16 protein-coding genes are annotated in these 18,076 nt (G+C 74.8%); 10 read left to right on the top strand and 6 right to left on the bottom strand.

From position 1 onward, the window contains the following. Positions 1-22 precede the first annotated feature (22 nt). From ACLJOU_RS27850 to ACLJOU_RS27820, 7 genes are read left to right on the top strand one after another with little or no spacing between them, the layout of a single operon-like run. On the top strand, positions 23-1,258 hold the full coding sequence (locus ACLJOU_RS27850; RefSeq protein ID WP_410571269.1) for an O-antigen ligase family protein: 1,236 nt from the start codon (positions 23-25) through the stop codon (positions 1,256-1,258). Continuing rightward, positions 1,233-2,276 carry a glycosyltransferase gene (locus ACLJOU_RS27845; protein WP_410571268.1) on the top strand — a complete coding sequence of 348 codons (1,044 nt, stop codon included), beginning with the start codon at positions 1,233-1,235 and terminating at the stop codon, positions 2,274-2,276. Before ACLJOU_RS27850 ends, ACLJOU_RS27845 begins: the two co-directional genes overlap by 26 nt. Beyond that, positions 2,273-3,145 (top strand): hypothetical protein, encoded by an 873-nt coding sequence (locus tag ACLJOU_RS27840; RefSeq protein WP_410571266.1) that lies wholly within the window; start codon positions 2,273-2,275, stop codon positions 3,143-3,145. Before ACLJOU_RS27845 ends, ACLJOU_RS27840 begins: the two co-directional genes overlap by 4 nt. Continuing rightward, positions 3,142-4,440 (top strand): glycosyltransferase 87 family protein, encoded by a 1,299-nt coding sequence (locus tag ACLJOU_RS27835; protein ID WP_410571265.1) that lies wholly within the window; start codon positions 3,142-3,144, stop codon positions 4,438-4,440. The genes ACLJOU_RS27840 and ACLJOU_RS27835 overlap by 4 nt, the downstream gene beginning before the upstream one ends. Then, the gene (locus tag ACLJOU_RS27830) at positions 4,437-5,861 is read left to right on the top strand and encodes an oligosaccharide flippase family protein (protein ID WP_410571263.1); all 1,425 of its coding nucleotides are present in this window, start codon (positions 4,437-4,439) and stop codon (positions 5,859-5,861) included. The genes ACLJOU_RS27835 and ACLJOU_RS27830 overlap by 4 nt, the downstream gene beginning before the upstream one ends. After that, positions 5,858-6,967 carry a glycosyltransferase gene (locus tag ACLJOU_RS27825; RefSeq protein WP_410571261.1) on the top strand — a complete coding sequence of 370 codons (1,110 nt, stop codon included), beginning with the start codon at positions 5,858-5,860 and terminating at the stop codon, positions 6,965-6,967. Before ACLJOU_RS27830 ends, ACLJOU_RS27825 begins: the two co-directional genes overlap by 4 nt. Positions 6,968-6,998: 31 nt before the next feature. Next, a complete protein-coding gene (locus tag ACLJOU_RS27820; RefSeq protein WP_410571259.1) occupies positions 6,999-8,138 on the top strand; it encodes a glycosyltransferase family 4 protein in 1,140 nt (379 codons plus the stop codon). A gap of 217 nt (positions 8,139-8,355) precedes the next feature. Here the strand turns inward: ACLJOU_RS27820 and ACLJOU_RS27815 are convergent, their stop codons facing one another. Both ACLJOU_RS27815 and ACLJOU_RS27810 read right to left on the bottom strand, forming a co-directional pair. Then, complete coding sequence (locus ACLJOU_RS27815) at positions 8,356-9,753, bottom strand: putative glycoside hydrolase family 15 protein (protein WP_410571258.1); 1,398 nt, start codon at positions 9,751-9,753, stop codon at positions 8,356-8,358. Further along, positions 9,735-11,165, bottom strand: coding sequence for an exopolysaccharide biosynthesis polyprenyl glycosylphosphotransferase (locus ACLJOU_RS27810; protein ID WP_410571256.1), 1,431 nt, complete (start codon positions 11,163-11,165; stop codon positions 9,735-9,737). Before ACLJOU_RS27810 ends, ACLJOU_RS27815 begins: the two co-directional genes overlap by 19 nt. A gap of 314 nt (positions 11,166-11,479) precedes the next feature. On the opposite strand from ACLJOU_RS27810, the gene ACLJOU_RS27805 reads away from it, so the two are divergent. Continuing rightward, positions 11,480-12,310 carry a glycosyltransferase gene (locus ACLJOU_RS27805; RefSeq protein ID WP_410571254.1) on the top strand — a complete coding sequence of 277 codons (831 nt, stop codon included), beginning with the start codon at positions 11,480-11,482 and terminating at the stop codon, positions 12,308-12,310. 5 nt (positions 12,311-12,315) lie between these two features. Further along, on the top strand, positions 12,316-13,614 hold the full coding sequence (locus ACLJOU_RS27800; protein WP_410571252.1) for an NAD(P)/FAD-dependent oxidoreductase: 1,299 nt from the start codon (positions 12,316-12,318) through the stop codon (positions 13,612-13,614). Here ACLJOU_RS27800 and wecB read toward each other — a convergent pair. Continuing rightward, complete coding sequence (wecB, locus tag ACLJOU_RS27795; RefSeq protein ID WP_410571250.1) at positions 13,587-14,747, bottom strand: non-hydrolyzing UDP-N-acetylglucosamine 2-epimerase; 1,161 nt, start codon at positions 14,745-14,747, stop codon at positions 13,587-13,589. The two genes, ACLJOU_RS27800 and wecB, sit on opposite strands and share 28 nt — an antisense overlap. A gap of 161 nt (positions 14,748-14,908) precedes the next feature. Between wecB and ACLJOU_RS27790 the strand changes: the two genes are divergently transcribed. Continuing rightward, positions 14,909-15,850, top strand: coding sequence for a lysyl oxidase family protein (locus tag ACLJOU_RS27790; RefSeq protein WP_410571248.1), 942 nt, complete (start codon positions 14,909-14,911; stop codon positions 15,848-15,850). A gap of 6 nt (positions 15,851-15,856) precedes the next feature. On the opposite strand, the gene ACLJOU_RS27785 is transcribed toward ACLJOU_RS27790, so the two are convergent. From ACLJOU_RS27785 to ACLJOU_RS27775, 3 genes are read right to left on the bottom strand one after another with little or no spacing between them, the layout of a single operon-like run. Beyond that, the gene (locus ACLJOU_RS27785) at positions 15,857-16,807 is read right to left on the bottom strand and encodes an anti-sigma factor RsbA family regulatory protein (protein WP_410571247.1); all 951 of its coding nucleotides are present in this window, start codon (positions 16,805-16,807) and stop codon (positions 15,857-15,859) included. Continuing rightward, positions 16,804-17,646: an MEDS domain-containing protein gene (locus ACLJOU_RS27780; RefSeq protein ID WP_410571563.1), complete on the bottom strand. Its 843-nt coding sequence runs from the start codon at positions 17,644-17,646 to the stop codon at positions 16,804-16,806. Before ACLJOU_RS27780 ends, ACLJOU_RS27785 begins: the two co-directional genes overlap by 4 nt. Positions 17,647-17,661: 15 nt before the next feature. Next, positions 17,662-18,066 carry a VOC family protein gene (locus ACLJOU_RS27775; RefSeq protein ID WP_410571245.1) on the bottom strand — a complete coding sequence of 135 codons (405 nt, stop codon included), beginning with the start codon at positions 18,064-18,066 and terminating at the stop codon, positions 17,662-17,664. Positions 18,067-18,076 lie beyond the last annotated feature (10 nt).

Raw genomic sequence — 18,076 nt, 5'->3', positions numbered from 1 at the left:
CCGGCTCGGGGCGGAGCCCCGGATGACGCAGGTCGTCGTCCGGCCTTCCCGGCGCGAAACCCGGGAGACGGCGGTGCTGCGGGTCCTCGCGTGCGCGACCGTCGGGCTGGCGCCGGTCGAGGGCTACCTGACGGCCGTGCAGAGCCAGCTCGGGAAGGCCGCGCCCGCGCTGCTGACCGTCGTCTGGCTCGCCGTGCGCGTCCGCCGCCGTCAGCTGCCCCGGCCGACGCCGCTGCACGCGGTCCTCGCGCTGCTCGCCGTCGTGCTGGCGGTGACGGCGTCCGTGCACGCGGCGGGTGAGTTCACCGCCGAGTACACCGTGCGGTGGCTGCCGTTCCTCGTGGTCACCGCGGCGCTCGCGGACGTGGCGAGCCGCGAGGTCCCGATCCGCCGGCTGCTGCTGGCGGCGGCCGCGGGCGCCACCGTCGCCGGCGCGGGCGCCCTCTACAGCCTGGTCGCCGAGGGCGAAGCCCGCGCGAGCGGACCGCAGCCGGACCCGAACGACCTCGCCTACTTCCTCGTCGCCGCCGTGCCCCTGCTCGCGGCGCTGCACCGCCGGGGGCGGGGCCCGATCCTGACGGCCGCGGGCATCGTCCTGGTGGCCGGCGCGACGGCGACGTTCTCCCGCGGCGGCGCGCTGGGGCTGGCCGCCGCGGTCGGCTGGCTGCTGCTGCGCCGGGTGCTGCCGTGGCGGGTGGTCGCGGCGGCGGCCGCGGCGGCCGCCGCGCTGGGTCTGGGCGCGCTGCTGTTCGCCGGGCCGCAGCTGGACCGGGCGCTGCAGGAGAAGAGCTACATCGCGGCGTCCAATGTGGACACCCGGGAACTGCGCTGGCAGGCGGCGGCCCGGATGCTGACCGCGCACCCGCTGCTCGGCGTGGGTCCCGGCAGCTTCCGCGAGCACTACGCCGCCGAGTCCCACGACGCCGAGGTCGACGAGCAGACCCCGGTGGCGCACAACATGTACCTCGAGGTCGCCGCGGAGCTGGGCCTGCCGGGGTTCGCGCTGTTCGCCGGGGTGGTCGGCGTGGCCGCGGTGGCGAGCGAGCGGGCGGTCCGCCTCGCCGGAGCCGGGCCGGCCCGCACCGAGGCCGTCGCCGTCCAGGCGGCACTGCTCGCCGTCCTCGTCACGTCGACCTTCCTGTCCGAGCAGTACTACCTGCCGTTGTGGTCGCTGGCCGCGCTCGCCGTCGCGGCCGAAGCCCGGGTTCGCCGAGAAGGAGAGGGGAGCGCCGATGCGGGTGCTGCACGTCATCAGTGAAATGGGGGCCGGCGGGGCGGAGACGCTCGTGGCCGGCATGGCCGCCCGCGGCGGGGAGTACGGCTGGGTGTCCGCGGTCGCCAGCGGCGGGGGTTTCCGCGCCGACGCGCTCGCCGCGGACGGCACACCGACGTTCCCCGTGCCGCTCGCCCGCCGCAGCAAGACCGGCGTGCTGAAGGCCGCCTGGGCGACCCGCCGGGCGATCGCGGAGTTCCGGCCGGACGTCGTGCTGGCCCACAACGTCGGCGCGAGCCTGGTGACGCGGCTGGCCGGACGGCGGCCGATCACCGTCTTCCACGGCGTCGCCGACGAGGAGTACCCCGCCGCGGCGCGGATCCTGCGCCGGACGTCCGAGCACGTCGTCGCCGTCTCCGCCGCGGCCGCCGACCGGCTGGCGGCGTCGGGACTGGAGCGGCCGGTGGTGATCCCCAACGCCGTGTTCGGCCGGATGCCGGTGTTCGGCCGCGCCGAGATCCGGGCGTCCCTCGGCGTCCCGGAGCGGACGCCGGTGGCGCTCTGCCTGGCCCGGCTCGAACCGCAGAAGCGGCACGATGTGCTGCTGGACGCCTGGGCCGCCGTCGGCGGCGACGCCGTGCTGTGGCTGGCCGGCGACGGCAGCCGGCGCGCGGACCTCGAGCGCCGCGCGCACGCGCTGGGCCGCCGGGTGGAGTTCCTCGGCACCCGCGCGGACGTGCCGGACCTGCTCGCCGCCGCCGACGTCACGGTGCTGACCAGCGACTGGGAGGGCCTGCCGCTGGCGGTCCTGGAGTCCATGGCGGCCGGACGTCCGGTGGTCGCGACGGACGTCGGCGGGATCGGCGAGGTGCTGGCCGGCGGCGGCGGGATCGTGGTGCCGCCCGCGGACCCGGCCGCGACGGCCGCGGCGCTGAACACGCTGCTGTTCGACCCGGTGGCGCGGGAAACCGTTGCGACCGAGGGAATTCGGGCCATCGAACGCGATTACGACCCGCACACGCTGATGAAGTCCTACGACGAACTCCTCCGAGGGGCCCGATGAACCATCGCACTGCCGTGAACTACCGCACTGCCGTGTCGAGCGCCGCCGTGGCGCTGCTGGTGGGGGCGCTCGTGCTGATCGTCGGCTTGACGCGGGGCGAGGAGTACCAGGGCCGGGTGAGCCTGCTCGCCGGCCCCGCCGGGGCGGACGGTGGCCCGTACGGCGAGGTCGTCTCGCTGGCCCTGCCCGCGCTGGTGGAGCTGGCCCGCAGCCCGTCGGTGCTGCAGGCGGCGGCGCCGGTGTCCGGGTACGCACCCGACGAGCTGGCCGGGCACGTGTCGGTCGAGCTGGTCCCGGCGTCGGGCCTCGCGCGGCTGTCGGTGCGCGCGCCCTCGGCGGAGCAGGCGGGCGCGACGGCGATGGCACTGGCCAAGGCGATGATCGCCGCGGACTTGTTGGCGCCGGCCGGAAAGCTGCGGACCCTGGATCCGCGGCCGGAGATCATCCCGGTGGCCCCGGACGTCCCGCTGGTGACCGGGCTGGCGCTGGTCGGCGCGGTCGCGGCGGCCCTCGCGACGGCGGCCCTGCGCCGCCTCACCCCGGGCGGCGGTGGTCCGGGTCCGGTGCGCCGCGCACTGGCCGCGGCGGGGGTGCACCGCCCGGTGGCGGTGCTCCGGGAGGACGACCCGGCGGCCGCGGACCGGCTGGCGGTCCTGTGCCGCGCGGCGGGACGGCCGGTGCGCGTGCTGCCGGTGCAGCCGGAGCTGACCGAGACGGCGGCCAAGCTGGCGGCCGGCCTGCCGGAGGAGAGCGGAGCGGGCGCCTCGGTGGTGGCGGTGACACCGGCGGGACGGCACCACCCCGACCTGACGGCGGCGGTGGCCGTACTGGCGTCGGACGCGGTGCTGGTGGCGGTGGTGCTGGCATGAGCTTCCGGCAGGGAGCAGCTCTGCTGCGCCGCACCACCGTCCGGTTTCCGCGCCCCGAGGAGCACCTGTCCTCCCGGCAGCGGCTCGTCCTCCTCCTCGCCACCCTCGTCGGCGGGCTGAGCGCCTGGCACGCCCTCGCCCCCTCGTGGCAAGTCCCGCTGCCGACCCCCGCCGTCCTCGGCGAGGAGCGGCTGCAGGACTTCCGGGACGCCCTCTACTTCCCCATCCGCGAATTCCTCGGCGGCGGCAACCCCTACGACCCCGCCGCGATGTTCGCGCACTGGCCCGTGCGCCAGGACTTCAACCTCTACCAGCCCTACCACCTGCTGCTGCACGCGCCGTTCGCGCTCCCGGGCTACCGGGTCGGCGCGGTCGCGTTCAGCCTCTTCTCGCTGCTGCTGCTCGTCGCGCTCGCCGCGCTGACCGCCCACGCCGTGCGGCGGTACGTGGCCGTGCCGTTCTCCGTCACCACCGCCGTCGTCTCCGCGCTGCTCCTCACCAGCCAGGTCGGCAAGGCGCAGCTCTACGTCGGCCAGGTCAACCCGCTCGTCGCCCTCGGCGCGGCCGGTGCCCTGCTCGCCCGGCGCGACCGGCCGGGGTGGGCCGCGGTGGCCCTCGCGCTGGCCTGGCTCAAACCCCAGTACGGCTTTCCGCTGGCCGTCCTCCTCTTCGCGCGCGGCTCGCGGCGGGTCGCCCTCCTCGGCACGGCGATCGCCGCGGCCGCGAGCCTGCCCGTCGTCGTCCTCCTCGTGGTGCGCGGAGGCGGGTTCGGGCCGTTCCTGGACGTCGTCGTCGCGAACCTCACCCACGCCCGCGGCACCGACTACGGCGCCGTCGATTCCCCCACGGCGCAACGCATCGACGTCGCCGCGGTGCTGTTCCGCGTCACCGGCTGGGTGCCCGCCGGCGTCGAGCTCGTGGTGCTGGCCGCTGTGCTCGTGACGAGCGCGCTGCTCACCCGGCGGGTCTCGACGCCGCTCGCCGATCTCCTGACCGGCCTGGCCGTGGTGGTCTGCGTGGTGCACCAGCCCGGTGACGTGCTGATCGCCGTTCCGTCGATGGCCACGGTGGCGGCGTTGTGGTGGCGGCACCGGACCGAGCCGGGCTGGGGGGCCGCCGGGCTCGCCGTCCTCGCCGTCGCCGTCCCCTTCGCCCATCTGTACACCTTGGACGCCGCGGTGGCGGCCACGCTCGGCGCGCGGGCGGCCGTCACGGTGGACGGGGTCGCGGTCGTCGCCGCCTGGGGTCTCGCGGTGTTCGCCGCGGTCCGCCCGAGCCGGGTGCGGACGACGTGACCGCCGCGCTCGGGACCCGCGCGGTCCGCGGCTCGCTGTGGCTGGGCGTGGTCAACCTCGTCAGCAAGAGCAGCCAGATGCTGGTCACGCTGGTGCTGGCCGCCCTGCTCACCGAGGGACAGCTCGGGGCCGTGGCGCTCGCGGTGGCGCTGGTGAACCTCGGGCAGGTCGTCCAGTCGATCGGGGTCTACGACGTCATCGGCCGTACCGAACGCGACCCGCGCCGGACCGCGGGCACGGTGCTGACGCTCAGCGTCGGCGCCGGGCTCGTGCTGGCCGTCGCCCTGGTGGCCGCCGCCGGGCCGCTCACCGCGGTGCTCGGCACGCCGGACGCCGCCGGGCTGGTCCGGCTGGCCGCGCTCGGCCTGCCGTTCTCGGCCGCCGGCGGGGTGCAGATGGGCCTGATGCACCGCGAGCTCGACTTCCGGCGGCGGCTGCTGCCCGACGGCGGCAGCGCGGTGCTGGGTGCCGTGCTGACCGTCGTGCTCGCCGCGTGCGGTGCCGGGCCGGTGTCGCTGGTGCTCGGCCTGCTGGCCACGGCGGTGGCGCAGCCGCTGCTCGGCGCGCTGGCCCGCGGCGGGGTCCGGCCGTGCTGGGACACCGAGGCGGCGCGCGAGGTGCTCGGCTGGGTGGCCGTCGTGGGACCGGCCGCGGTCGTCGGCGCGCTGCTGGTGAACCTCGACTACTTCGCGGTGGGGCACGTGCTCGGGCCGGACGCGGTGGGCGTCTATTCGCTGGCGTACCGGCTCGCCTGGGTCCCGTTCATCATGGTGGCGGTCGTGCTCGGCGCCGTCGCCTTCCCGGTGTTCACGCGGTTGCGGCGCGAACGGGCACCGCTCGGCGGAGCGGTCACGCGGTTCACCCGCGCGGTGCTCGTGGTGACCGGCGGCCTGTACCTCGCGCTCGCCGTCCTCGCCGGGCACGTCGTGCTGCTGGGCGCGCGGTGGGCGGGCGCGGCCGGCCCGCTGGTGCTGCTGTCCGGCTACGGCCAGGGCATCTGCCTGCTGCAGATCTGGTACCAGGCGGTGAAGGCGACCGGGCACGTCCGCCGGTACCTGGCGCTGGAGTCGACGCACCTGGTGCTGCTCGCGGCCGGGCTCGTGCTGCTGACGCACGCCGGGATCGGGGCGGTCGCGGCCGCTCAGCTCGCGGCGGCGTGGCTGGTGGTGCCGCTCGCCTGGCGGGTGCTGGCCGGGCTCGGCGTGGCGCCGCCGGCCGCGGTGCTGGCCGGAATCGCCGCCCGCGTCGCGCTCGCCTGCGTGGCGGGCGCGGTGCCCGCGGTCGCGTTCGGACAGTGGGCCGGGGACAGCTTGCCGGGCGCCGTGGCCGAAGCCGTGGTGCTCGTCGCCGGGTACGCCGGGGCGACACTGCTGCTGCAGCGGACCGCACTGGCCGAGTTGCGCCGGGGAGGCCTCCGGTGAGGCTCGTGCACGTCTCGCAGCCCGTGACCGCCGGGGTCGCCGTCGTCGTGCTGGAACTCGCGGTGGCGCAACGCGACCGCGGCTGGTCGGTGACGATCGCCTGCCCGCCGTCGGGCTGGCTCGCCGAACGGGCGCGGGCCGCCGGGATCGACGTGCGGGGCTGGGCCGCCCGCCGGGCGCCGGGGCCCGGCTCGGTCACCGAGGCGCTGCGGCTGCGGCGGCTGCTGGACGAACTCGCCCCGGACGTCGTCCACCTCCACAGCTCGAAGGCGGGCCTGGCCGGACGGCTGGCCGTGCGCGGTGAGCGCCGGACGGTCTTCCAGCCGCACCTGTGGTCCTTCGAGACGGCGAGCGGCCCGCTGCGGCGCGCGTCCGCCGCGTGGGAGCGCTTCGCGTCGCGGTGGACCGACCTCGTCGTGTGCGTGAGCGACGACGAACTCGCCGCCGGCCGGGCGGCCGGGGTGACCGCCGAAGCGGAGGTGGTCTGCAACGGCGTCGACACGACCCGGTTCGTCCCCGGCGATCGCACCGCGGCCCGGCGACGGCTCGGGCTGCCGCGGCACGCGCCGATCGCCGTCTGCCTGGGCCGGCTGGCCGAGCTCAAGGGCCAGGACCAGCTGCTGTCGGCGTGGCCGCAGGTGCTGCGGCGGCGGCCGGACGCGCAGCTCGTCTTCGCCGGCGACGGGCCCATGGGCCCGGTGTGGCGCGAGCGGCACCCGGTGGCGGGGCACGAGTCCGTCCGGTGGGCGGGGCACACCGACGAGCCGGCGGCCTGGTACACCGCCGCGGACGTCGTGGTCCTGCCCTCCCGCGCCGAAGGCATGGCGCTGGTGCCGCTGGAGGCGATGGCGTGCGCGCGGCCGGTCGTCGCGTTCGACGTCGGCGGGATGCGCCAGAGCGTCGCGGACGCCGGCGCGGTGCTGCCGCCGGGTGAGGTCGGCTTGCTCGCCGAAGCCGTGGCCGCGCGCCTCGCCGACCCGGGACTGGCCCGGCGCGAAGGCGAGCGGGGGCGCCGCCGCGTGGAACTGTCCTTCGACCGGGGGCGGATGACCGATCAGATCGCCGCCCTCGTCGACAAGCTCACCCCGTCGGAGCACCTCACGTGACCGCCCCCCTCACCCTGCCGGAGCCCCGCCCGTGACCCGCATCGCCTACCTGCTCACCCAAGACCGCGGCGGCCCGGTCGACGTCACCGTCCGCCTGGCCGCGACCCTCGCCGCCGACGGCCACGACGTGCGCGTCTTCGGTCCCGTGCCCGCCCGGGGCGCCGCGCTGCTCGACGGCCACCACGAGGAACTCGCGGTGGCGGACAAGGAAGACCTCGCGGCGGCGGGCCGGGCGCGGGCGGCGCTGCGGGCGTGGCGGCCCGACGTCGTGCACGCGCAGGACCGGCGCGCGGGGCTGGTGATCGCGGGCCTGCGGTTCGCCCGCGGCCTGCGGCCCGCGCTGGTCCAGACCTACCACGGCGTACCCGACGACGTCGCCGAACCGTGGTTCCGGGGCGAGCGCGGGGCGGCCGGTCCGTCGGCCTACACGCGGACAGTGCTGGCCGCGGACGCCGCCGTCGCCCGCGTCCTGGACCGCACGGTGGTGCCGGCCGAGGCGATGGGGGCGTTCCTGCGCCGCCGGCTACGGGTGCCCGCCGGGCGGCTGGCGCACATCGACAACTGCGTCGCCGCTGCCGAGCCGTCGCCGCCGCGCGGGCCGGTGCGGAACCTCGTCTTCGCCGGCCTCCTGGTGGAGCGCAAGGGCGTGCTCGACCTGCTGGCCGCGTTGTCGCTCCCGGGTGTGCTGCCGCCGGACGCGCGCCTGACGGTGATCGGCGACGGCCCGCAGCGGGCGGAGGCGGAACGGGCCGCCCAGCAGCCGCCACTGGCGGGGCGCGTGACGTTCCTCGGGTTCCGGCCCGACGTCCCCGCCCTGCTGGCCGCCGCCGACGCGCTGGTCCTGCCGTCCACAATGGAACAGCAGCCGCTGGTGGTGGCCGAGGCGATGGCGGCCGGCAAACCGGTACTGGCCACGGCCACAGGCGGCGTCCCGGCGATGCTCGACGTCCCGGCCGTGCTCGACGTCCCGGCGCTGCTCCCCCCACCGGGCAACGTCCCGGCCCTCGCCGACGGCCTCCGCGCCCTGTTCGCCGAACCCGACCCGGCCCGCCTGGGCCGCCTCCTGGCCGAACGCGCCCACGCCCGCTACCGCCCGGAGGCCTGCGCCCGCCGTCATCTGGACCTGTACGCCCAGCTGACGACATCGTGTCGACCCGCCAATCACGCGTGATGACCCTCTGATCACGCGTGATGACCCGCCAAACACGCGTGATGACCCTCTGATCACGGGAGATACCCCTCCGGTCCCCGGGTCCGAGCTGGTACTCGCGTGATTGGGAAGTCAACTCGCGTGATTGGGAAGTCATCTCGCGTGATTGGGGAGTCATCTCGCGTGATTGGGGAGCCAACTCGCGTGATTGGAGGGCCATCACGTGGGATGGCCTTGGTCAGCGGGCCCAGAGGCGACCGATGCGGAGCTCGTCGCGGGTGATGCGCCAGGTCCCGCGTTTCACGAGTTGCTGCGGGTCGACCAGGATCACCGCGTCCGCGGCCTCGATCGTGAGCGGGGGCGGGGCCGGGGTGGACGTGGGGGTGGTGGTCGAGGGCGATGTCGGACTCGCGGTCGGAGTCGCGCTCGGGGTGGAACTGCGGGTGAGGAACTGTGCGGGGGCGCCGGGCGCGACCAGGCCGTCCGGCGGGACGACCGTCTGAGCGGACGCCGTCGTGTTGACCGCGACCCAGCCGTGGCTGAACGTGCGGCTCCAGACGCCGTTGGGCAGCCGGCTCGCCGCGTCGACCGCCTCGCCCAGCCCGGAGTCCTGCAGCGTCGACCACTCCGGGTTCCGGTAGTCGTCGGTGCTCGCGCGGGTCCAGCACGTGCGGGGGCCGGCGAGCAGCGCGGCGCTCGCGTAGCCGGAACGCTCCTCCCGCGCGTTGTGCGTCCGCGTGACCAGCAGCAGCATGGACTCGCCGAGCGCCGCCTGCGCGCGCAGTTCCTGGAACTCGTTGCCGCGGAACGTCAGCAGCCCGCCGGTGCCGCCGTTTTCGCGGAACCCGAAGTTCTCCTCCATCGCGCCGCCGAAGCGGGAGTGCGCGGTCCAGCGGCCCGGCACCAGGTGCGTCTCGGACACGTTGGGCACCAGCAGCTTGTTCGCGTTCGTGAGGGCGTCGCCGGCCTTGGACAGGAACACGTCCAGGCCGTCGCGGAGCTTCCGGTCGGTTTCGGCGACGTTCGCGGTGCCCGCCAGCACCGCGGACGAGTAGTGGCTCAAGGAGTTGAAGTCGTTGTCGGCCAGGACGCCGTCCCAGCCCTCGCGCTTCACCTCCGCGACGACGGCGTCGGTCCAGGCCTGCTGGTAGTCCGGGTTCCACACCGTCATCTGCCAGTGCCGCGGGTAGCCCTGCCACTCGATCCGCCGCCCCTGGGCGTCCAGGGCGAACCACTCCGGGTGGTGCTCCTGTGCGGCGACGTACCCGATCCCGCTCGGCAGGAACACCGCGTCCTGGCCGCCGTCGACCGCGCCCGAGTAGTTGCGCGTGCTGGACAAGTCCTTGTACACCAGCACCTTCACCCTCGGGTTGAGCTGGTGCAGGCGGCGCATGGCCGCGCCCTGGTCGGCGTTGAGCACGACGACCTGGTACTGCCGGGCCGCGGACTCGATCTCCTGGGACGTCGGGGGCTTGCCGATCCCGTACCACCACGCGCACGGGGCCAGCGGCTTCGGCGGCGGCGCCGAGAGGTCCTGCGCCGCGCTGGGGCACCCGGCCAGGCAGCCGGCCAGCAGCGCGGACACGGCGGTCCAGCGCGCGAGCGGGTGCCGGCGCGTCAGCGTTGCCTTCGGCACAGCAGTTCTCCCACCGTGAGGATGATGATCTTGACGTCCAGCCACAGCGACCAGTTGGCGATGTAGTAGTTGTCGTAGCGGGCGCGGTCCGCGATCGAGGTGTCCCCGCGCAGGCCGTGCACCTGCGCCAGCCCGGTCAACCCGGTCGGCACCCGGTGCCGGGCCCAGTACAGGTCGTGGACGGCGGAGAACTCGTGCACGAACACCGGCCGCTCCGGCCGCGGGCCGACCAGCGCCATGTCGCCGCGCACGACGTTCCACAGCTGCGGCAGTTCGTCCAAAGAGGACCGGCGCAGGAAGCGGCCGACCGGGCCGACCCGGTGGTCGCCCACGACCGACCAGCGCGTCTGCGAATCGTCGACGGCGGCCTGCCGCACGCTGCGCAGCTTGAAGAGCACGAACGTGCCGCCGTCCATCCCCACCCGCACCTGCCGGAAGAAGACCGGGAAGCCGCTTTCCGCCGCGACCGCGAGCGCGCAGACCGCGATGACCGGGGCGAGGACGACGAGCGCGGCCGCGGCCAGCACCGTCTCGACGGCGCGCTTGACCCACCAGCTCGGGCGGCGGGTCGGCGCGCCGCCCAGCCAGACCAGCGGGTAGCTGCGGAGGCGGTCGACGCCCGGCCCGTCCGGGCAGAGCTCGAACAGGTGCGGCAGCACCAGGGTGACGCAGCCGAGGCGGTGGGCGCCGATGGCGGCGTCGACGATCGCGCCGTCCCGGTCGCCGGCCGGGGCGAGGACGACCGTGCCGGCGCGCAGCCGGGCGATGGCCCCGGTCAGGTCGCCGTCGATCCGCTCGACCGGCAGGCCGGGCGGCACCGGCTCCGGGCCGTCGGCGGCGATGCCCACCGGCAGCAGCCCGAACTCCGGGTGCTCCAGCATGGTCCGCACCAGTTCGCCGCCGATCCGGCCGGAGCCCACCACGACGGCCCGGTCGCAGCGCCGCAGCCGGCGGCGGCCCCACCGGCCGAACGCGAACACCGCCGGGCGGACCGCTTCGCTGAGCACGGCGAAGCACAGCACGACTTCCTGCATCCGCGCCGTGTCGTCGCCGTCCATCCCGGCCACCAGGCCGAAGCCGGTCACGAGCGCGAAGGCCAGCGCGGTGGCGGTGACCGAGCGCGGGAGGTCCTGCAGCCACGAGAGCCAGAGGCGGCGGCGGTGGACGCGGGCGGCCACCCGGGCCCCGGCGAGGGCCGCGGCGGTCACCGCCGCGCACGCCGGGCCGGGACCGGTCCGCAGCACCGCCGCCAGCCAGGCCGCGCCGTCGACGGCGACGAGCAGCACGGCCACGGCGTTGACCCTGGCGAGCAGCGGGCGGCCGCGCACGGCGTCGCGCGGCCGGTCGCCCGGCCGGATGCGCCGCTGCGCCGGCACCGCTTCGGAGACGACCGTGTCCTTGAGTTCAGTCACCGGTCTCGACCTCTGGTTGACATGAGGATCCCATTCTCGCTTTCTTCACGACTCAGCCATTCGAGGCACCACCGGCACGATCGAGTGAATTTTTCCGCGAAGTCCCGTAAATGCACTCGATCGAGGCGGCCGGCAGACCCGATCCAGTGATTCCCGGAAACACCAAGTAGTTCTGATGACGCGCATCCTTCCGAGGGACTTCCGGGGCCACTAAAGAAACCACACAACATAGCCGAATAGGAGTCGACGGCCGCACCAAACCCGATTCCGTCCGGGTGACGGGCCAAGACGAGCGCGACAAGACGAGGGGAACCGTGGCACGCGAAGAGACCACCCTGGCCACACTGTCCGAACCGGACCGCACCGGACCGGATCCGATCGGGGGCCGGACCGGCGGGCGGGCGCACGTCGTGCTGCCCGCCTTCAACGAAGAAGCGTCCCTGCCGCCGCTGCTGCGCCGGCTCGCCGACCTGGCGCGCACCGAGGAGGTCACCGTCTGGGTCGTCGACGACGGTTCCGCCGACGCCACGGTCGCCGTGGCCGAGGCGGGCTACGCCGGGCTCGACGTCCGCGTCGTGCGGCACCTGGTGAACCTGGGGCTCGGCCGCGCGGTGCAGTCCGGGCTGCGGGCGGCGCTGGAGGACGCCGGCCCGGACGACGTGGTCGTCGTGATGGACGCCGACGACACGCACGACCCGGCGCTGATCCGCGCGCTGCAGGCGGAGATCACCGCGGGCGCGGACGTCGCCATCTGCTCCCGGTTCGTCCCGGGCGGCGACGACCGGACCGCCCCCTTCGGGCGGCGGCTGCTCTCCCGCGGCGCCGCGCAGCTGTTCCACCGCGCCCTCGACGTCGACGGCGTCCGGGACTTCACCAGCGGCTACCGCGCCTACCGCGCCTCGCTGCTGTCGCGCGCCTCCGCGCACTGGGGCGAGCGGCTGATCGAAGAGCAGGGCTTCGCGTGCATGGTGGAGCTGCTGCTCAAGCTGCGCCACTGCCGCCCGGTGATCACCGAGGTCCCGCTGGCCCTGCGGTACGACCGGAAGCAGGGACCCAGCAAGCTGAAGCTGCGGCGGACCGTCGTGCAATACCTGAAACTGCTCGCGCGCGACCGGCTCAGCCCGGCGCCCTACCGGAAGCTGTGAACCCGGTGACCCACCCCGACCCCCCGCACGTCGCCGTGATCGGCGGCGGCATCTGCGGTCTGGCCGCCGCCCACCGCCTCGTCCGCCGCGGCACCCGCGTGACGCTGCTCGAGGGCAGCGACCAGCTCGGCGGCCTCGGCACGTTCTTCGCACACGGCGACCGGTGGATCGAGCGCTTCTACCACTGCATCATGCCGTCCGACGCGAGCCTGCTGGCCCTGCTGGGCGAGCTGGGCCTGCGGGACGCCGTGCAGTGGCGCGAAACGACGATGGGCATGATCGTCGACGGGCGCCGCCACCCGTTCAACTCGCCGCTGGACCTGCTCCGCTTTTCCCCGTTGCCCCTGCACGACCGGGTGCGCTTCGGCGTCGTTTCGCTGCTGCTGCGGCGGTTGGGACGCGGCCGCGACCTCGACACGCTCCGGACCGAGGACTGGCTGCGCGGGCTGTACGGCGACGTCGTCTGGGAGCGGCTGTTCGCGCCGATGTTCGGCTCGAAGTTCGGGCCGTCGTTCGGGGACGTCCCGGCGCTGTACCTGTGGCAGCGGCTGGGCCGCGAGCGCAACGTGGCGACCCGCGGCTACCCGGACGGGGGGTACAAGACGATCATCGACGCGCTGAGGGCGTCGATCGAGGGCGGCGGCGGAGTCGTGCGCACGTCGGCGCCGGTCCGGCGGCTGCACAGCACGGGCGGCCATTCGGTGCTCACGCTGACCGGCGGCGAGGTCCTCGACGCCGACCACGTGATTTCGACGGTGCCGCTGCCCCAGCTGCGGCGCATCGCCGACGACGCGCTCGCCGCCCGCCTGCCGGACACCGACCTGCCGTACCAGGGCGTGGTCACCGGCGTGTTCTTCCTCCGGCAGCCGATCACCGAGCACTACTGGACCCCGGTGCTGCACTCGGACACGGAGTTCGACGGGATCGTGGCGATGTCGGCGCTGACCGGCGGCGGGAACCTGGTGTACGTGATGCACTACACCGACCGCGACTCGCAGCTGTACCTCGACGACGACGAGGCGATCGCGGCCCGCTGGTCCGCCCAGCTGCGCGGGCTGTACCCGGAGCTCGGCGCGGACGGCATCGAACAGGTGCGGGTGTTCAAGGCACCGTTCGTGGAACCGGTGTACCCGCTGGGGTACCTGGCCGCCCGCCCGCCGGTGACGGTGGACGGGACGGGCCTCCTGCTGGCCACGACGGCGCACGTGTACCCGGACGTGACGAGCTGGAACTCGAGCGTCGCGTTGGCGAACAACGTGGTGGCGGCGGTGGCGGATCAGCCGGCGGCGACGCCGGTCCGGTGAGCGAGCAGCGAGCCCAGCGCCACCGCGATCTGCTCGGAAGCGGTCCCGTCGCCGTACGGTGACGGGACCTTCCCGAGGCGCTCGCGGTGGCCCGGGACGTCGTCGAGCCAGCGGGCGACCTCCGCGCCGATCGACGGGCCGGGCAGGACCCGCGTGCCGAACGTGCCCGCGATCTCCGGGCGCTCCGTGCTGCGGCGGACGACGACCACCGGTCGTTTGAGGACGCTCGCCTCCTCCTGGATCCCGCCGGAGTCCGAGACGATCACCGCCGCCTCCGCGGCCAGGGCCAGAAACGCCGGGTACGCCTGGGGTTCCAGCTCCACCAGCGGCTCGAGCAGGGGCCGCAGCCCGAAGCGCTCGATGCTCTTGGCCGTGCGCGGGTGCAGGGGGAACACCACCGGCAGCGGCAGGCGGCCCAGCTCGTGCAGGACCACCGCCAGCCGCGCGGCGTCGTCGACGTTCTCCGGGCGGTGGATCGTCGCCAGCACGAAGCGGTCGCGCTCCAGGCCGCGGGCCGCCAGTACCGCCCGCCTGTCCTCTGTGGACGGCAGGGCCGCCTGCAGTGCTTCGACGACGGTGTTGCCCGTGACGGCGATCCGCTCCGCCGGCACGTTCTCGGCCAGCAGGTTCGCGCGGTTGAGCTCGGTCGGGGCGCAGCACAGGTCGGCGAGGTGGTCGATCAGCACGCGGTTGTGCTCTTCGGGCATCGCCCGGTCGTGGCTGCGCAGCCCGGCTTCGACGTGCACCAGCGGCAGGTCGTGCGCGTTGGCCGCCAGCGCGCCGGCGAGCGCGGACGTCGTGTCGCCCTGGACGACCACCACCCGGCCGGGCCGGTCCGCCAGCACCTCGTCGACCGCGCTGACCGTCCGGCCGAGCTGGCCGCCGCGGCGGCCCGAGCCCACGCCGAGTTCGTGGAACCGGTCCGACGGCGGCAGGTCCGCGCGGATGCGCGAGTACAGCGACCGGTCGTAGTGCTGTCCCGTGTAGACGACGGCGCACTCGGCACCGAACACGCGCATCAGCGGGGCGAGCTTGATCAGTTCCGGCCGCGTACCGCAGACCAGGGTGATCCCGCCGGTCCCGGCCGGGGCGCTCCCGGTGGCGGCACGGAAATCTGCGGTCGTCGTCGGCATGTGGTGCGGTCCTTCCGGGCGATGAGTTCGCCGCACGCTACTCACCGGAACCGCGAAACCGGTGGCGACTCAGTCGATCGTGTGACCTCGCGTGTCGCATCGGGGAATTGCGGACGCCCTAGAATGACCCCGTCGCAATTCCGCAGAGGACGGCCCCGCTCTTGCTCAAGAAATTCGCCGCACTGGCACTCGTGGCGCTTTCGGCCACCGTTTCCGCCTCCGCTCCCCGTGCCGAGGCGGCGCCGGACCTCCTGCTCCCCGACCTCCGCCAGGCCCCGCCGGGGTGCGCCGGCGGCAGTTCCGGCGAGCTCCCGCTGTGCACCGCCTGGGACGTCTGCCCGGTGATCGACCCGGCCGCGCCCAACGGCCGCTGCGTCGCGCCGTCCGTGGCGAAGGCCGTGCGGCTGCGGTTCACCAGCGCGGAGGAGAACGTCGGCGACGGGCCACTGCTGCTGTACGGCCACCGCGACAGCACGAAGCAGGACACGATGACCGTCCGGCAGGCGTTGCGCAACGGCACCGACAGCTCGATCCCGGGCAGCTACGCGGCCGCGCAGCGCGCCACCGGGGCCTTCACGTACTACGAGCCGGCCCTCGCCCACCAGCACTGGCACCTGATGAACTTCGAGCACTTCGCGCTGGTCTCCCGGCAGGGCAAGACGGTCGTGACCGACCGCAAGAACGGCTTCTGCCTCGGCGACCGGTTCGCCGTGCACGACGCCGCCCGCCTGAACGACGTGCCGGGCGACACGGGTCCCGACGCCGACCTCGCCGAAACCCTGCGCGAAAACATGTGCCGCCACCACGAACCGACGGCCCTCGACGTGCTCGAAGGCATCTCGGTCGGGGCCGGCGACGACTACAAGTACACCGTGGACTTCCAGTGGCTGGACATCACCCACGTCCCGGCCGGGACGTACGACCTGGTGAACACGGTGAACGCGGACCGGACGCTGCTGGAGACGGACTACGGCAACAACTCCTCGGCCGTCGCGCTGTCCATCAGCTGGCCGCAGGGCACGCCGGCGTCGGACGGGACGATCCCGGCCGCGCCGATCGTCAGGCTCCTGCGCAGCTGCCCGGGGCAGCCCCGCTGCGCCTGACGCGCGCTACCAGGGGCGGCCCGCCGTCAGGCGTGCGGTGAAGCCGGTTTCGTCGCGGTGCAGCGTGACCTCGCTGCAGACCTGGTGGGCGATCCACAGCCCCCGGCCGCCGATGCCCCGGTCCGCCGGCAGCAGGCCCGCGAACGGGTCGGCCGGCCCGGCACCGGCGTCGTGCACCGACACGACCATCTGCCCCGGCCCGGCCCAGATCCGCACCCGGACCGGCGGCCGGCCGTGGCGCAGGGCGTTGTCCACGATTTCGCTCACCGCGAGGACGAGGTCGTCCACCTCGGCCGCGGGCAGGTCCACCGGGGCCGTGGCCAGCACCGCCCGGCGCGCCTCCACGGGCCGCGGATCGGCCAGCTCGGCCCGGGGGGCGGTGAGCTCGATCGGGAGCGGCGGCATCGGGCGCCGGTCGGTCAGGAACGACAGCGGGTCGACGTACCCGGTGTTCGTGTGGTGCCCGCCGCCCGGGGTGGCGACGAACGGGTGGGTCCGGGCGACGTCGTCGAGGACGTGCCGCGGCGTCGTGCGGGTGTCGTAGGCGCACATGCTGCGCAGCGGGAACTCGTCGTAGGCGTGGTTGACCGCGGCCTCGTAGCGGGCCCACCAGTCCCACGAGGTGCCGATCGCGGCCGGCGGGATCTCGCCGAAGATGCGGATCCCGGCCGCGCCGCCGGCGACGAACCCGGCCATCAGCTCGCGGTAGGACTTGATCGCCGCGGCCGGCCGCGCGTAGACGTCGCCGGTGGACAGGTACTCGACCCGGGAGGACGACGGCAGGGCGGCCCGCACCAGCTCGGCTCGTTCCGGCTCCAGCGACACCAGCGTCGGCTCGCCGGCGGCCAGCCCGGCTTCCAGGAACGGCACGGCGACGGCGAGCAGGTCGTCGTCGCCGCGGTAGTGCACGACCGCGTGGTCGTAGCCCCGCTGGGCGGTCTCCCGGTCGATGCTCATGCCGCACGCTCCACGCGCACGCCGGGCAGGTCCAGCAGCTCGATGAGCCGGGCGGGCGTCGACAACCGGGTCCGCAGGACCACGGTGGCGGCGTGCCGCTCGGCGTAGCCGGCCAGCGCGACCAGGCTGCGGTGGTCGACGAACTCCAGGCCGGTGGCGTCGATGGCGATCGTGCCTCCCTCGGAACGCAGGCCGGCGCGCTCCAGCGCCAGCGGCCAGAGCCCGCGGGACTCCAGGTCCAGGTCCCCCTCGAGCGCCGCGGCGCTGCCGTCCGGCGCGTGGGCGTGCAGGTGGAACTGGGCCCCGCCCTCGTAGGCGGTGGGGTGCATGCAGGCGAGCTGCGCGACGACTTCGCCGCCGAGCTCGCTCACGTCGTAGCCGCACATCGCCGACATCGGGTGTCCGGCCATGTAGTGGTCCACGAGGTGCTCGTAGCGGGCGAAGGCGTCCAGCTGGGCCGGCGTCCGCACCAGCGAAGTCGCGTCGGCCGCGACCCGCAGGCCCGTGAACCCGGCCGCCAGCGCCTCCGAGGTCGCCGCGGCGTAGAGCTCGACCTGGCCGGCGGGGTCGACGACGACGCCGGTGGTGTAGGTCGCGTCCAACGAAGCGACCTGGACCGCCCCGCGTTCCAGGCCCTCGCCGCACCGCTCGTCCGCCCGGAGCTGCCCGGTCAGCACGGCTTCGTCACCGGGAGCGACGTAGAGCACCCGCTCGCCGGCCGCCAGGCCCTCGGCCAGGAACTCCTTCGCGTGGGCGACGAATTCGCTGCGCCGCCGATAACCCCGGCAGACGTGGTCACGGGCGCGCGCGGGCGGTCCGCTCTCCCGCTCGGTCGGCATCAGCACGGATCGAGCCTACGCCGCCGGGCCGGTTCCGGACGTTGCCGCCCGCGCTCCGGGGTCGTGGACCTCCTCGGCCGGTTTGACGCAGACGCAGAACAGGTTGCCCTCCGGATCGGCCAGGACGACCCAGTCGTCGACCGGATCGTCCTCGACGTGGCGCACGAACCGCGCGCCCAGGCCGAGCAGCCGCTCGACCTCGCGCTCCAGGTCATCGGCGTAGAGGTCGAGGTGCATCTGGTCCCGCGTCGCGACCGGCGCCGAGGACCGCTGCAGCGAGAGGTTGACGTACGGGCCGCGCAGCAGGCGGAAGGCGTCGTCCTCGGACGCCGCTTCCAGGCCCAGCGCCGCGCACCAGAACCGGGTCATCGTGTCCAGGTCGGTGCAGTTGATGACCGTGCTGCCCAGCCTGATGGCCATTGCCGCCTCC

Source organism: Amycolatopsis sp. cmx-4-61, from assembly GCF_046548775.1.
Taxonomy (GTDB): domain Bacteria; phylum Actinomycetota; class Actinomycetes; order Mycobacteriales; family Pseudonocardiaceae; genus Amycolatopsis.
This window is presented reverse-complemented; position numbering and strand designations above follow the sequence as displayed.